11 protein-coding genes and 1 pseudogene are annotated in these 14,301 nt (G+C 70.0%); 2 read left to right on the plus strand and 10 right to left on the minus strand.

Features of this window, described 5'->3' with window-relative positions:
* Positions 1-91: 91 nt before the first annotated feature.
* Positions 92-931 carry a DoxX family protein gene (locus tag AB0H50_RS03980; protein ID WP_357446305.1) on the minus strand — a complete coding sequence of 280 codons (840 nt, stop codon included), beginning with the start codon at positions 929-931 and terminating at the stop codon, positions 92-94.
* A 246-nt stretch (positions 932-1,177) separates the two neighbouring features.
* Between AB0H50_RS03980 and AB0H50_RS03985 the strand changes: the two genes are divergently transcribed.
* A complete protein-coding gene (locus AB0H50_RS03985; protein ID WP_357446308.1) occupies positions 1,178-2,278 on the plus strand; it encodes a PQQ-dependent sugar dehydrogenase in 1,101 nt (366 codons plus the stop codon).
* Positions 2,279-2,390: 112 nt separating this feature from the next.
* A complete protein-coding gene (locus AB0H50_RS03990; RefSeq protein ID WP_357446310.1) occupies positions 2,391-2,801 on the plus strand; it encodes a DUF4259 domain-containing protein in 411 nt (136 codons plus the stop codon).
* A gap of 188 nt (positions 2,802-2,989) precedes the next feature.
* Here the strand turns inward: AB0H50_RS03990 and gatB are convergent, their stop codons facing one another.
* The 9 genes and pseudogenes from gatB to AB0H50_RS04035 all read right to left on the minus strand — a co-directional run bounded on the left by gatB (position 2,990) and on the right by AB0H50_RS04035 (position 14,195).
* Positions 2,990-4,495, minus strand: a complete 1,506-nt coding sequence (gatB, locus tag AB0H50_RS03995) for an Asp-tRNA(Asn)/Glu-tRNA(Gln) amidotransferase subunit GatB (protein ID WP_357446313.1) — start codon at positions 4,493-4,495, stop codon at positions 2,990-2,992.
* A gap of 65 nt (positions 4,496-4,560) precedes the next feature.
* Positions 4,561-5,940 (minus strand): alpha/beta fold hydrolase, encoded by a 1,380-nt coding sequence (locus AB0H50_RS04000; RefSeq protein ID WP_357446316.1) that lies wholly within the window; start codon positions 5,938-5,940, stop codon positions 4,561-4,563.
* Between the two features lie 103 nt (positions 5,941-6,043).
* The gene (locus AB0H50_RS04005) at positions 6,044-6,472 is read right to left on the minus strand and encodes a hypothetical protein (RefSeq protein ID WP_357446319.1); all 429 of its coding nucleotides are present in this window, start codon (positions 6,470-6,472) and stop codon (positions 6,044-6,046) included.
* Between the two features lie 33 nt (positions 6,473-6,505).
* On the minus strand, positions 6,506-7,540 hold the full coding sequence (locus tag AB0H50_RS04010; RefSeq protein ID WP_357446322.1) for an ATP-dependent 6-phosphofructokinase: 1,035 nt from the start codon (positions 7,538-7,540) through the stop codon (positions 6,506-6,508).
* A gap of 150 nt (positions 7,541-7,690) precedes the next feature.
* On the minus strand, positions 7,691-8,572 hold the full coding sequence (locus AB0H50_RS04015; protein ID WP_357446325.1) for a hypothetical protein: 882 nt from the start codon (positions 8,570-8,572) through the stop codon (positions 7,691-7,693).
* 528 nt (positions 8,573-9,100) lie between these two features.
* Complete coding sequence (locus tag AB0H50_RS04020; RefSeq protein ID WP_357446328.1) at positions 9,101-9,523, minus strand: hypothetical protein; 423 nt, start codon at positions 9,521-9,523, stop codon at positions 9,101-9,103.
* 1,745 nt (positions 9,524-11,268) lie between these two features.
* A pseudogene (locus tag AB0H50_RS04025) lies at positions 11,269-12,099 on the minus strand (serine/threonine-protein kinase); the annotation flags it as partial.
* Between the two features lie 33 nt (positions 12,100-12,132).
* Positions 12,133-12,822 carry a response regulator transcription factor gene (locus tag AB0H50_RS04030; protein ID WP_357400244.1) on the minus strand — a complete coding sequence of 230 codons (690 nt, stop codon included), beginning with the start codon at positions 12,820-12,822 and terminating at the stop codon, positions 12,133-12,135.
* Positions 12,819-14,195, minus strand: coding sequence for a histidine kinase (locus AB0H50_RS04035; protein ID WP_357446332.1), 1,377 nt, complete (start codon positions 14,193-14,195; stop codon positions 12,819-12,821). The genes AB0H50_RS04030 and AB0H50_RS04035 overlap by 4 nt, the downstream gene beginning before the upstream one ends.
* Between the last annotated feature and the right edge of the window lie 106 nt (positions 14,196-14,301).

The raw sequence follows: 14,301 nt of genomic DNA on the forward strand, positions 1-14,301 counted from the left end.
CTGTCGACAGGGTGCTCGCCTGATCGACAGACACATGAAAAGCCCCGGACAGCCGGGGCTTTTCAGGTGTTCATCGCATTGTCGAGCCGGGTCAGTCGAAGGGGCCGATGCCCGTGAGGGGATTTCCGCCGTGCAGGTACCAGTAGGTGCCCGCGGCGGCGGCGATGGCGGCTGTCAGGGCGGCGAAGGAGCCGTAGGAGGGGCGGGTGGCCCAGCCGCGGTCGCGGTCGAGGGACCAGCGGCCGGGGCCGGTGAGGATGATGACGGCGGCCGCGCCTGCGAGGATGGTCTCGAGTTCGACGCCGGTAGGCACCGAGCCCTTGTACTGGAAGCCGGGGATCATGCCTTGCTTCCACGCCCAGGCGTCGAGGATCACGGCGAGCACTGCGCCCGCGGCGAGCGGGGTGGCCAGGCCGAGGATCAGCAGTGCACCGCCGCCGATCTCGCCGGTGAAGAGCAGGATCGTTGCGACGATCGAGTGGTCCCAGCCGCCCTCGGCCATCATGTCGCGGGTGCCGTCGAGGCCGGCGCCGTGGAACCAGCCGGTGAGTTTCTGCAAACCGTGGTAAACGAAGGTGGCGCCGACCACGAGCCGCAGCAGGAACAGGCCGAGATCCAAAGTGCCGCGCCGATTTTCGGCTTTGCGCCGCAGTGCCGCCTTGCTCGGCTCCCCCGGCGAGTTGCCCGCGGGCGGGATGCTGGCGTAGGAGTACGCGGGTTCATCGGATTCGCTCTGCTCGACGCTCGGCACATCGGGGTCGAGACCGAGCTCGTCGTCGGTGCGCGGCACGTCGCCCGCGCGCGGCTTGGCCAGATCCACCACGGGGAGCTGTTGGGTCGGCGAATCGAACGGGCTGGTGACCGCACGCGCCGTGGTGGGCTGTTCACCGGTGACCGTGGCGGTGGGAGTCTTGTTCGGCTTGTCGGTCACGGCCGGGCCTCGCTGCCCCTCGGCGCCGTCTTGGGTGAAAGCGCGGTGCCGATACTTCGCTCGCTCATGCCGTGCCCTCGCTGACGCTCGGCTCCGGCATGCGCGAGGCGCGCTGGCACATGATTCGCTCGCTCATGGGTGTACACCCTATGTCGCACCGCCCATCGGCGGGAGTCCACGTGTTGTGGCGTGTCAACACGCACCCGGGAGCGGCGCGGGCGACGGTATTTCCGTAACGTCTGGGGCATGAGGTTGGTTGTCGTGGGGCGTCTCGCCTGGAGTGTGGCGCTCGCATCCGCTCTGCTCGCGGGGTGCGCGCGGTTCGACGATTCCGCGTCGAGCCCGTTCACCCCCGAGCCGACGTTCAGTCCCGCGGATCCCAAGCCGCCCAAGCAGGAGCCGCCGTCGACGACCCGTCCGAGCGGGCCCTGCATCGACCCCGACCCGGCGGTGGTCGCGACCTGCCTGGATACCACCGCCGGAATGGTCGGCGTCGCCGAGGGCGCGCTGGTCGCCGAGCGGCGCACCGGCCGCATCCTCAAGGTGATCGATCCGGATCAGCCGCCGATCGAGATCGCGCGCCTCGACGTGGACGGCTCGGCCGACGGCGGGCTCAGCGATATCGCGCTCTCGCCCACCTACCGCGAGGACGGTCTGCTCTACGCGTACATCACCACAGCCAGCGACAATCGCGTCGTCCGCATCGCGGAGGGCGGCCAGCCCAAGGACATTCTCACCGGAATCCCCAAGGGCGCCAGCGGTAATCACGGCGCGATCGAATGGGCGACCCCGGACCAGCTGCTGGTGCTGACCGGCGACGCGGGCAATCCGGGACTGGCCTCGACCCCGTCGTCCTTGGCGGGCAAGCTGCTGCGGGTGAACTCGCCCGCGCCAGGCGCGGCGGCGCCGGAGGTCGCGGTCTCCGGCATCGGTATCGCCGGCGATCTGTGCCGCGACGGCAAGGACAGCGTCTGGTTCACCGACCGCACCCCCGTCGAGGACCGGCTGCAACGGCTTGGTCCGGACGGCGCGGTCAGCATCGCGTGGACCTGGCCGGACCGGCCGGGCGTCGCGGGCTGCGCCGCGGCCGCCGACGGTGTGGCGATCTCGCTGACCAACGCCAAGGCGCTGGCCATCGCGGCGGCCGACGAGAACACCCGTGCCGTGACCACGGCCCCCAGCCTGCTCGCCCAGGACCGGTACGGCCAGCTCGGCGGCGCGACCGTCGGCCCCGACGGCAACGTCTGGGTCGGCACCGTCAACAAGACCGACGGCCAGCCCGGTCCCAACGACGACCGCGTCGTCCGCATCCCGCCGCAGGCCGGGGGCGGCACCGGACCGGACTAGACCTGCGCACGTGGCGCGGCTGCACGCGGTCCGCGCCACGCCTCGGTCGGGCGCGATGTGTCGGCCCCAGGCGCTAACCTCACCCGCACATCGGTTGAGGAAAGGAAAACCCGTGGGCGCGTGGGGCGAAGGACCGTTCGACAACGACGGATCACATGACGCATTGGCCGGTCTGCGCCACGCCGACCAGGCGGCCGCTGAGGCGCACATCCGCGAGATCTGCGACGGCGTGCTCGGCGAGGAGTACGTGGAGGTCTACGAAGCGCAAGCCGCCATCGGCATCGCCGCGCTGCTCGCGCATCTGGTCGGCCAGGACAGCGGCGACTCCGAAACCGCCCGCCTCGCAACCGATATCGCGGTCACCCCGACCCGCGAACTGCGCGAGTCGATCGCGAACTGCGTCCGACGCATTCAGAACCCGGCCGACAACGAATGGTTCGACCTGTGGGACGAAACGGGCGCTGGGTTCGGCGAAACGATGGTGCGTTCCCTGGATCGCTACCGCGACGCCCTCTCCCGCTGACGCTTCCGCACTCGAAATCGTTCGAGCCGTGCGAAATCCCAGGCCCGACCACTTGCGATGAACTCACCAACGCTCACCGGCGATCATTCACCGGTACCGGCGGGCGCGCCACCGCGAGAAGCGAAAGCACCGAGCGGTGACCAGCACGCCGCCCGCGACCGAAGTCGCGGGCGGCGCGAAAGACACGATCAGGAGCAGGCGGCGAGAACGAGTTCACGCACGCGCGCGGCGTCGGCCTGACCTCGGGTCGCCTTCATGACGTCGCCGACGATCTTGCCCGCGGCCTGCACCTTGCCCGAGCGGATCTTCTCGGCGATGTCGGGATTGGCGGCGAGCGCCTTCTCGACCTCGGCCTGCAGGGCGCTGTCGTCGCTCACCATGCCGAGGCCCTTGGCCTCGACGATCGCGGCGGGCTCGCCCTCGCCCGCGAGGACGAAGTCGACGACCTGCTTGGCGACCTTGCTGTTGACGGTCTTGGCCTCGACCAGCTTGGTCACCTCGGCCACCTGCGCCGGGGTGATGGGCAGGTCCTCGAGGCCGACCTCGCGTTCCTTGGCCTTCTCGGTGAGGTAGTTGACCCACCAGGAGCGCGCCTCGTTGGCCGGAGCGCCCGCGTCGACGGTGGCGATGATGGCGTCCAGCGCGCCCGCGTTCACCACGTCGCGCATGACCTCGTCCGACCAGCCCCAGTCGGCCTGGATCCTGGCCCGGCGCAGCCACGGGTACTCGGGGATGGTGCCGCGCAGCTCCTCGACCCACTCCGCGGCGGGCGCGACCGGCTCGAGGTCGGGCTCGGGGAAGTAGCGGTAGTCCTCCGCGGTCTCCTTGCGGCGGCCCGGCGAGGTGGTGCCGTCGGTCTCGTGGAAGTGGCGGGTCTCCTGCACGATGCTGCCGCCCCCGGCCAGCACGGCGGCCTGGCGGCGCATTTCGAAGCGCACCGCGACCTCGACGCTCTTGAGCGAGTTGACGTTCTTCGTCTCGGTACGGGTGCCGAACTCGGTGGCCCCGATCGGCATCAGCGAGACGTTCGCGTCGCAGCGCAGCGACCCCTGCTCCATCTTGACGTCCGAAACGTCAAGAGCTTTCAGCAGATCCCGCAGGGCGGTGACGTAGGCGCGGGCCACCTCGGGCGCCCGCTCCCCCGCGCCGGTGATCGGCTTGGTGACGATCTCGATCAGCGGCACGCCCGCCCGGTTGTAGTCGAGCAGCGAGTGGCTCGCGCCGTGGATGCGGCCCGTGGCGCCGCCGACGTGCACCGACTTGCCGGTGTCCTCTTCCATGTGGGCGCGTTCGATCTCCACGCGGAAGATGCTGCCGTCGTCGAGCACCACGTCCAGGTGGCCGTTGGTGGCGATCGGCTCGTCGTACTGGCTGATCTGGTAGTTCTTCGGCTGGTCCGGGTAGAAGTAGTTCTTCCGCGCGAACCGGCCCCACGGCGTGATCGAGCAGTTCAGCGACAGGCCGATGCGGATCGCCGATTCCACGGCCTGCTGGTTGACCACCGGCAGCGAACCGGGCAGGCCGAGGCACACCGGGCACACCTGGGTGTTGGGCTGCGCGCCGAATTCGGTGGCGCAGCCGCAGAACATCTTGGTCGCGGTGGACAGCTCGACGTGGACCTCCATGCCGAGCACCGGCTCGTACCGGGCGATGACGTCGCTGTAGTCCATCAGCTCGACGGTGGTTGTGCTCATGCCGATCAGTTTAGGTAAGAGTCCGGTCGGCACCGCGCCGACCTCCGCGGTTCGCGTCGGGGGGATCACTTCGCCGGGAACCGCTTGCCGAGCCAGTCCGTCACGTAGGTGAGGACCTGCGGATCGATGGTCGTCGCGATCGTCGTGTACTCGCTGGGCAGGCCCGTCTGGGTGGGCTGCATCAGGTGGTTGAGGCCGGGGAAGACGTGCACGGTGGCGTCCGGGTCACCGGCCAGCAGGGTGCGGGCGGGCGGCTCGTTCTGGGTGGCGAGCACCTGGAGATCCTTGTCGCCGAAGAACGCGAGCACCGGGATCCGCAGCGCGGACAGCGCGGGCGCGGGATCGTAAGCGATCAGCGCGGCGAAGTACGGGGTGATCTCGGCGCCCACCTGCGCGTCCGGCAGACGCTGGTCCTCGGGCAGCGCCGCGTTGTTGCGCTTGGCCAGCGCTTTGGCCCCTTCCAGGTCGCCCTTCTTCAGCAGTTCGACCATCTCGGTGGTCGCACGCACCTGCTTGTCGATCTCCTCGGGGGACGCGCCGTTGGCGACCAGCAGCGCCCTGGTCTGTTCGATCAGCACGTCGCCGCCGGGCACCGTCGGCCCCGCCATCAGAATCGCGAAGGCCACGCCGCTGTCGGGTTGCGCCGCGACCATCGGCGCGAGGTAGCCGCCCTCGCTGTGGCCGAGCAGCCCGACGCGCGCCGGGTCGATATCGGGGCGGGCCCGCAGGTAGCGCACGCCCGCGGCGACGTCGCCGGAAAGGTCGGTGTAGTTCGACTGCTCCAGGTTGCCCCCGGTGCCGCCGACGCCGCGGTCGTCGGTGCGCAACACCGCGTAACCCGCGCGGGTGAGGGTGTCGGCCAGCAGCAGGAAGGGCTTGTGGTGCATCAACTCTTCGTTGCGGTCCTGCGGGCCGCTGCCGGTGATCAGCAGCACCGCGGGAAACGGTCCCGGCCCTTCGGGTTCGGTGAGGGTGCCCGCGATGGTGATGTCGCCGCTCGGGTAGCTGACGTCCTCGGAGCGGTACGGGAACGGCGGTCGCGGTTCCTGCGGCCGGGCGAGCGGCGCGACGGCGCCGCGCTCCAACGTCAGCGGGTACGACTGCCCGAACTGCGTGAAATCACCGGTGATCCGGTCGGACCCGGCGTCGTAACTGCCCTTGAACGCCGGGTCGCCCTGGATGTCCGGGATCGCGAAGGCGACGCCCGCGCGGTCGGATCGCACGTCCTTCAGCGGCTCGTCCTGCACGCCCTGCACCGGGATGTCGATGGTGGCGGTGCCGTCGCCCGCGAAGGTCACCCCGATGTCCAGCGGCTGGCCGGGTACCTGGATCGCACCGTGCCAGTCCCCAGTGGTCGGTTCCGGCGGATTGGAGTCCTCGGTGCAACTCGTCACCAGCGCGGCGACGACGAAAAGGACCAATGCGAGGGACCGGCCGGTACGCATGTCGGCGACAGTACCGCCTCGGCTGCCAGACCGGGATCAACCGCGAGTCGCACGCGCGTACACCGCGGGAATGATCCGGCCGCCATGGCATCCTGCAGGCGGGTCACTCCCCGCGCGCGTACCTGATCGCGGCGGCGACGGCCGCCATATCCGTCTCCGGGTCCGCGACCTCACCGAACTCGAGCATCGCGTCCTCGACGGTGGCGCGCCGCGCCGAGGCGATCAGCTCGCGCCGCGCGTAGTCGCCGAGCGCGTATCCGGCGGCGTGCGCCCGCCTGCCGAGCACGGTCAGCGTCTCGGCGGGCAGGTCGTAGATCGTGACGAGCGCCGACGCGTCCCGGTCGATCTCGGGCGTTGCCTCGCGCCCCTCCGACGCCAGGAACTCCGCGACGGAGTCCTCCGGCGTGCGCATCCGCGCCCGCGCGACGAGCTCCGCGCGCAGGTAGTCGGCGACGGGAAGTTCGGCGGCACGGGCGCGGCGACGCAACACGGCCGCAGTGTCGGCGGGCAGATCATCGATGGCAAGACCCATGGCGGCCAGCGTAATTGCCGCCAGGACCGGGTGTCAGCCGAAGAACGCCTCCGCTTCGCGGTAGCGGTCGGTGGGCACCCGCTTGAGCTGCTTGGTGGCCTCGGAGAGCGGCACCAGGTCGATGGCGGTGCCGTGCAGGGCGACCATCTGCCCGAACCGCCCCGCGTGCACCGCCTCGGCGGCATGCAGGCCGAACCGGGTGGCGAGCACGCGGTCGTAGGGTGTCGGGCTGCCGCCGCGCTGGACGTGGCCGAGCACGGTCGTGCGCACCTCTTTGCCGATGCGGCGTTCGATCTCGGCGCCCAGCTGCTGGGCGACACCGGTGAACCGCTCGTGCCCGAATTCGTCGATGCCGCCTTCGCGCAGCGCGAAGCCGGAGTCGGGCGCCGGATGCGAACCTTCCGCGACGACGCAGATGAAGTGCTTGTCGCCGCGCTGGAATCGGCGCTTGATCATCGCGCAGACCTCGTCCACGTCGAACGGGACCTCAGGCACCAAAGTCAGGTGCGCGCCCGCGGCCATGCCGGAGTTGATCGCGATCCAGCCCGCGTGCCTGCCCATCACCTCCACCAGCATCACGCGCTGGTGCGATTCCGCGGTGGTGTGCAGGCGGTCGATCGCCTCGGTGGCGATGGACAGCGCGGTGTCGTGGCCGAATGTGACGTCGGTGCAGTCGATGTCGTTGTCGATGGTCTTGGGCACCCCGACCACGGGGACACCCTCCTCGGACAGCCAGCTGGCGGCGGTGAGGGTGCCCTCGCCGCCGATCGGGATGAGTGCTTCGATGCCGTTGTCGTCGAGGGTTCGTTGGATCTGGCCGAGGCCTGCCCGCAGCACGTCGGGATTGGTGCGTGCGGTGCCGAGCATGGTGCCGCCCTTGGTGAGCAGCCGGTCGGTGCGGTCGTCGTTGAGGATGTTGATCTTCCGGTCTTCCAATAGGCCGCGCCAGCCGTCCTGGAAGCCGACGATCGCGTCCCCGTACCGTCCGTTCGCGGTGCGAACGACGGCGCGGATCACCGCGTTCAGTCCTGGACAGTCCCCGCCTCCGGTCAAGACTCCGATGCGCATGGCCGCTATCTTGCACCGCTCGGCGATGTTCGGCAGCCCCGACCCCGTGAACCCTGGGTTACGTCCCGCTCAGCGCGGCATTCGCCGCGCGAGCCGGGTCGTACCCGCGTCAGCGCGCGGTCCATCGACGCTGGTAGCGGCCGGTATACCTCAGCGCGGGCAGGCGCCGCCGGACAGTTCGTCGACGTGTTCGGAGATGAGCGTGGCCATCGTGTCGAGCGCACTCATGCCGTCGGAGAACCCGCCGGAATCGGGTTGAGCGGCAATGGCGACGGCGATCTTCCCGGTCGGTCCGTCGATGATGCCGAACTGGCGCACCAGGTAGTTGCCGGAGGCATCGGGTCCCCAGCCGCCCTTGAACTCCGCACCGCCGATGTTGCCGAGGCCCCAGCGGTGGTTCGGCACGATCTCGGTCATCAGGTCCAGCACGGTCTCCGACTGCGGCAGGCAGGGTAGCCGCGAGGCGAAACGCGCCTGCTCGGTCAGCGACCATTCCGACTGGCCGAACGCCGAATGCTCGGTGCGGCTGCGCGTCGCGGGGACCGCGGTCCTGCTGTCGCCGCCCTCGCGCAGCACCGCTTCGACGGCCTTGGCCGCCTCCTGCGGACTGCCGAGCCCCTGCCACAGCGTGTCGGCCGCGGCGTTGTCGGAAGAGGCGATCGCGGCCGTCATGGAGTAGGTCGAGACGGACGGATTACGGCGCTGCGCGGCGATGACCAGCGGCACCTTCATGGTCGACCAGGCCGGTCCGGTGGTCCAGTCGCCGAAGGTCACCATCCGCTCACCGCCCACCGCCATGATCGCCATGCCGAAATGGCCGCGCTGCCCGGCGCGGAATTCCTGGAAGTCCGCGGCCAGCGTGCCCGGCAGCGTGAACTCCAGGGTTATCTGGTCGCTGCGCGCGGCGGCCTCGGTGATGGTCGTCGCCTGGGTGGAATCGCCGGAACCGGTGCCGCACGAGGTCAGCATCGCCATGGCGAGCAGGCCCGCGCCGAGCGCCTTTCCGAAGCGCCCGCATCGATCAGTAGACATCTTTCGGTACATCCTCGTCGCGAACTCCCCCCGATTTCGGTGTCAGTAGAGCGTGCCGACAACCTACTGGGAACGACTGTCGATCACCCATTTCCGCCGGACGGCGGCCTATGCCGAACTGCCACGGCGGATTCCACGCGCTCTGGGGGCGCGGGGCGTCCGTCCGGCACGCGGGGCGCGGACCAGCGCATTCGTGGGCCAGAAGGTTTCGGGCGGGCTGGGCACGGCGCCCGGAATGCGGAGGCGCACACGCGAACACGCGAACACGCTCGTTGTCGCCCAACCAGCCAGGGACGTCGAGAGTAACAGGAGGGGGCACCTTCACCTTCCAGCCAGGCTTCGCCGGGCGGTCGGAATCGGTACCGACACGCGCTTGTTGCTGGCGGCCGATCCTACCCGGAACTCGCCTGTTGTGGCCGTTGAACCGCACCCGATTCCGCAGCTCTTCCATGCTCTTTCGACATCACCGCAGCGCAGCGACTACGGCGGCGGCGCTTTCGCCGAATCTTCTCGCAATACGACTGGACGTCACTCGGCGTAGGTCATCAGCGCCGCCAGCGACCCGACGATCTGCGCGCACCGCAGCGGCGCGAGATCGGCGGGAATGCTCACCGCGACTCCGCGCAACACCTCCAGCGCCGTCGTGTGGCCGCCCCGCCGCTCCACCAACCGGGCGCCGTGGACCGCTAGTGCCGCCATCTCCCGCCGATCCTCCACGCAGGCGGCGTCGGCGAGATCGAGAGCCGTTTGATATCGCCCGAGCTCCTCCTCGCTCGCGGCGGCGGCGAGATCGACGCCGGCCAGTTCGGACTCGAGCACGAGATCGGCCGGGTCGAGCGACGCGTCGACGCGGTCGGGACGATCGCCCGACGAGGCCCGCGGTCCGGCGTAGCCGAGCAGCGCGAGGCAGGCCGCGAGGGCGAGGGCCGCCCCGAGGACGACCGTCCACACGTCCGACACCCGCCACGGACCGTGTGCGGGCCGCGTCGGAGATCGGCCCCCCGGGCGGGAGGACGCGGAGCGGACGATCGACGAGAGGGCGGGCATCGCGCCTCCTGAAGGGTCGCTAGCAGTTAACCAATCGATCGGTTTCGCGGTCGGCATCATTACGCCGTCCGCCACACCGAGTCCGCCGCCGGTCGGCGCACTCTGGTCGCGGATTCCCACTAAAGCGCTTCCCACCTCGCAAACCGCGGAAAGCTATCAGTTCGTGACCTAGCGATACAGGCTCGAGGTTCGATGCGCCGTCACATGCATATTGGTCGGAAGACCAAGATAACTGGACGTGCGCGGCGCTGATCTCATCGCAAATCGGCAAGGAAACCCGGTCGCCCAACGGAGGCGGCGCCACCGGGGGCCGAGGAGCCGGGCGCCCGCCGCAGGTCGGGTCATCGGCCTGCCGAGTTCTCGGGACGCTCTACGCGTGCGCGTCAGTAGACGTAGACCACCGCGTTCTCACCGCCGGTGCAGACCACGACCTGTCCTTGGGCCGCGCAGGTCATCGTGTAGCTCCGGCCGGTGACCGGGCTGATGGCCACCACCGATCGAGAGCCGCCCGCGTTCCCCGCCGCGGCGTAGGCCTTCCGCACTTCCTCAGCGAACGGGCAGCTGGTGACGGTGTTGCCGATGGCGGCCCTGGAGAACGCGCCGGAACCCTGACCCGCACCGCACGGGGTCGCGCCGTCGGGCAGCCGCGCCGGGCCGGTGGACGTCGAGGCAGGAGCGGTCGTGCGCGCGGCCGAGGTAGCGGCCGCGCCCGGCGCGCGCGCCGAGGTCAGGGACGTGTCCGTCCTGCCTTCGGCGGCGGTGTCGATGACGGTGTCGCGGGTCATCGTCTGCCAGACGACCGCGCCCGACACGGTGACCACGACGATCACCAGCACCGCGAACAGCAGGGGCAGCACGACGGACCGGCGCGGCTGGTCCGCGGAATAGGGAGAGAAATAGGGGTCGGCTTGGTCGTAGCGCTCGCCGTAGGCGTCGTACCCGCGCGGCGGATGCGATTCACCGCCCGGCCCGTGAGCGACGTGGTCCGCGTAAGTCGGTTGCGGTACGGGCTGCGCACCGTGCCGCGGCTGGGGCGGCGCGGCGAACGGCGGTTCCGGGTACCGCTGCGTCTCAGGCGCGGGTTGCGGCACCTCCGGCACCGGCGGGGCCGCGTAGCGCTGCGTCTCCGGCGCGGGCTGCGGCACCTCCGGCACCGGCGGGACCGCGTAGCGCTGAGTCTCCGGCGCGGGTTGCGGCACCTCGGGCACCAGGGGGGCCGCGTAGCGCTGAGTCTCCGGGGCGGTGAACTGCGCGGGTTCTAGCGGCGCCGGGTACTGCTCCGCGTACCGGGGCTCGTCGTATCGGGTTTCGTCGTACTGATTCTCGGCGTATTGGGGTTCGCCGTACCGCTGGGCCTCGGGGTAGAGATGCGCGTCGGGAAACGGCCGCACCTGCGGCAGCGGTCCGGTCGCGGGCGGCGCCTGCGGCTGCTGGGGCGGCAGCGGGGTGAACTGGATGTCGGCGGGCCGGATCTCGGTCGGCGCGGTCGGATGGATGATCGCGGGAACCGATAGCTCCCCGGTGGATTCCGGCGACACGGTCGCCCCGCGCACGGTCGGATCCGACTGACCGAACCTGGCGGGATCAGGGGCACGCACCACGAAGGTGGGCCCGGGCGCGGCTGGTGAAGGCGAGCCCACCACGGCACGAGCCGCGCGCGCCAGCTCGCTCGCTGTCGCGAAACGGTCCGCGGGATCCTTGGCCATGCCGCGCGCGATCACGTCGTCCAGGCCGGGCGGGATACCGGGACGCTCGACGCTCGGCTGCGGCGGCGGATCCGAAAGATGGGACTTGATAAGCACACTCATGCTCGCCGCTGGGAACGGCGTTGCCCCGGTGAGGCATTCGTGCAGCACGCAGGCCAGCGAGTAGATGTCGGCGCGACCGGTCACCGGGCCGACGTCGAAACGCTCCGGCGCCATGTAGATGTAGGAGCCGACCGCCATGCCGACCTGGGTGACCGCCGAATCGCCCTCGGTGTGGGCGATGCCGAAATCGACCAGGTACGCGAAGTCGGCGTCGGTGACGAGAATGTTGGCGGGTTTGACGTCGCGGTGCACCAGACCGTCCGTGTGCGCGGCATCGAGCGCGGCGGCGATCTGTTCGACGATGAAGACGGCGCGTTCCGGGCTCAGCGGCCCCTGCCCGCGCAGGATGGAGCGCAGGTCGACCCCGTTGACCAGCCGCATATCGATGAACAGGACGCCGTCGATCACGCCCCAGTCGTGGATCGGGATGACGTGCGGCTCGGCCAGTCGCGCCGCGGCCTGCGATTCCCTGCGGAAACGCACTTGGTACACAGGGTCTTTGGCGAGTTCCTGGGACAGCAGCTTGACCGCGACGACGCGGTCCTTCACCGTGTCATAGGCCTCGTAGACCTCGCCCATGCCCCCTTTGCCCAGCAGCGAGCGCAACTCGTACGGGCCGAACCGACTGCCTACTCGCCATCCAGGTCCGTCCACCCCGTGCAACCTCCACATCCCAGGCGGCGACCCATGGGTGCGGGCTGCCCGTCAAAGAGTCGATTCTCCGGGTGCGACCACCCCATGGTCAAACGCAAAGACGATCGCCGCGGCCCGATCTCGCAGGTCGAGCTTGCCGAATATGTGCCCGACATGGCTTTTCACGGTGACTTCCGAGATGCCGAGCTGCCTGGCTATTTCCGCGTTGGCGCGGCCGCGTCCGATGAGTTCGAGCACCTCGTACTCGCGCGCGGTCAGGTCGGCGAGCCTGCTGTCGGTGCGGGCCGCCACCGGGCGGGCCGTTCGATAGGTCGTCAGCACGCGGTCGGTCACCGAAGGGTCGAGCCATGCCCCGCCGGTGGCCACCATCCGCACCGCGCGGATCAGGTCCTCGGCGGGCGAATCCTTGAGGATGAACCCGGCGGCGCCCGCACGCAGCGCGCCGGACAACAGCTGGTCGTCGTCGAACGTGGTGAGCACCAGCACCGGCGGCGCGCCCTCGACGGCGCGCAGCAGCCGGGTGGCGTCGATGCCGCCGACGCGCTTCATGCGCAGATCCATCAGCACCACGTCCGGCTTGGCGGCGGCCACCGCGGCGGGCACCTCGTCACCGTCGGCGCATTCGGTCACCAGGAAACCGTCTCGGCGGCGCAGGATGCGACGCAGACCGCCGCGCACCAATTCCTGATCGTCGACGACGAGGACGGCGATGGTGTCGGCGTCCGGCGCTGCGGCTGTCACGCACCCTCCCGCAGGATGTTCCGCGGCCTGGAGCCGATGGGCGGCAGAGCGGCAGTGGCATCGGTGAACAATCCTGGCAGCGGACACGACATCCACGCTTTGGTCGCGCCCAGCGGAAATTCCGCCCGCACCGACCAGCCGCCGTCGGTGGGTCCCGCGGTCAACCGTCCGCCGAGCAGTTCGGCGCGCTGCCACATGCCGGACAGACCCATGCCGCTTCCGCGTTGCGCGGGCAGGCCGCCGGGCAGCGTGTTGCTCACCGTGAGCGCGGCCGCGGCGTCGTCCACCGCGAGCAGGACGGTCGCCGTCGCGCCCGGCGCATGCTTGACCACGTTGGCCAGCGACTCCTGGCCGATGCGGTACAGCGCCAAGCCCACCGCCGCCGACACCGGCGACAGATCGTCGGTGCATTGGTATCGCACGTCGAGTCCGGCGCGCACGAAATCACCGACCAGGCCATCGATATCGCCGACGCTCGGTTCCGCGACCAGCTTCGAGGGCCGCTTGTCCAGCAGTCCGACGGTGCGCCGGATGTCGGCCATCGCCTGGCGGCCCAGGCGTTCGGCGTCGACCAGTGCCTCCACCGCTTCGTCCACATCGCGGTCGGTTTCCAGCGCGTGTCTGGCCGCGGTGAGGTGCAGCAGCGTGATGCTCAGCGAATGGGCGATCACGTCGTGCACCTCGCGGGCGATCCGGCGGCGCTCCTCCTCGGCCGCCTGGGCCGCGCGCATGTCCTGATAGTGGCGTTCCTGGTAGAGGAAGCGGCGCTGATACTGCAACATCAGCCCGACCATCAGCCCGAGCAGGACGCCGATGCTGTACATCGGCATCCCTTCGAAACGTTCGTTGTCGGCGCTCCACAGCACGTGGCCGAACATGTCGAAGGCCACCAGCTCGGCGACCGCCCCGATCGCCACCGCGACGCCGACCCGCACCGACGCGATCGCCGCCACCTCCCCGACGATGATGACCAGCACGAACGGCGCGACGTCCGTCGAGACCGGCTGGAGCAGGAACAGCGCGGCCGCCGCCATCCCGCACACGCCGAGAGTGCCCGGATTGGGCACGACGCCGAGCAGGCAGAACGCGGGGACCGAGATGAACAGCAGCAACACGGCCACCAAGGGCAACGCCGTCGGGAAGTAGGCGTGCCGCTGCACGGTCGCCGCGATGCCGATCACGAACGTCATGATGTCGGCGATGATGATGACTTTCGGCGGATAATCGAACGGCAACTCCGCCAGACTGCGCTGGAACATGCCGATCGGATCGCGCGCGAACGCGCGGACGCGATCGCGCGCCCGGCCGCGACGGCGCAGCGGAATCGCCTGCCGAGCGCCTGCCTGCGAAGCGATGACCTGCGTCACATCCATGTTGCCAGGCTAGTCGGCCGACGCCCGCCGACGCATCGTTCCCCGAACGGTCCGGCTCTCCTACCACGGTAGGAGATCGATTCTCTTCCCCGGCACGACGACACCC

The organism is Nocardia sp. NPDC050793, from assembly GCF_040654065.1.
Taxonomy (GTDB): domain Bacteria; phylum Actinomycetota; class Actinomycetes; order Mycobacteriales; family Mycobacteriaceae; genus Nocardia.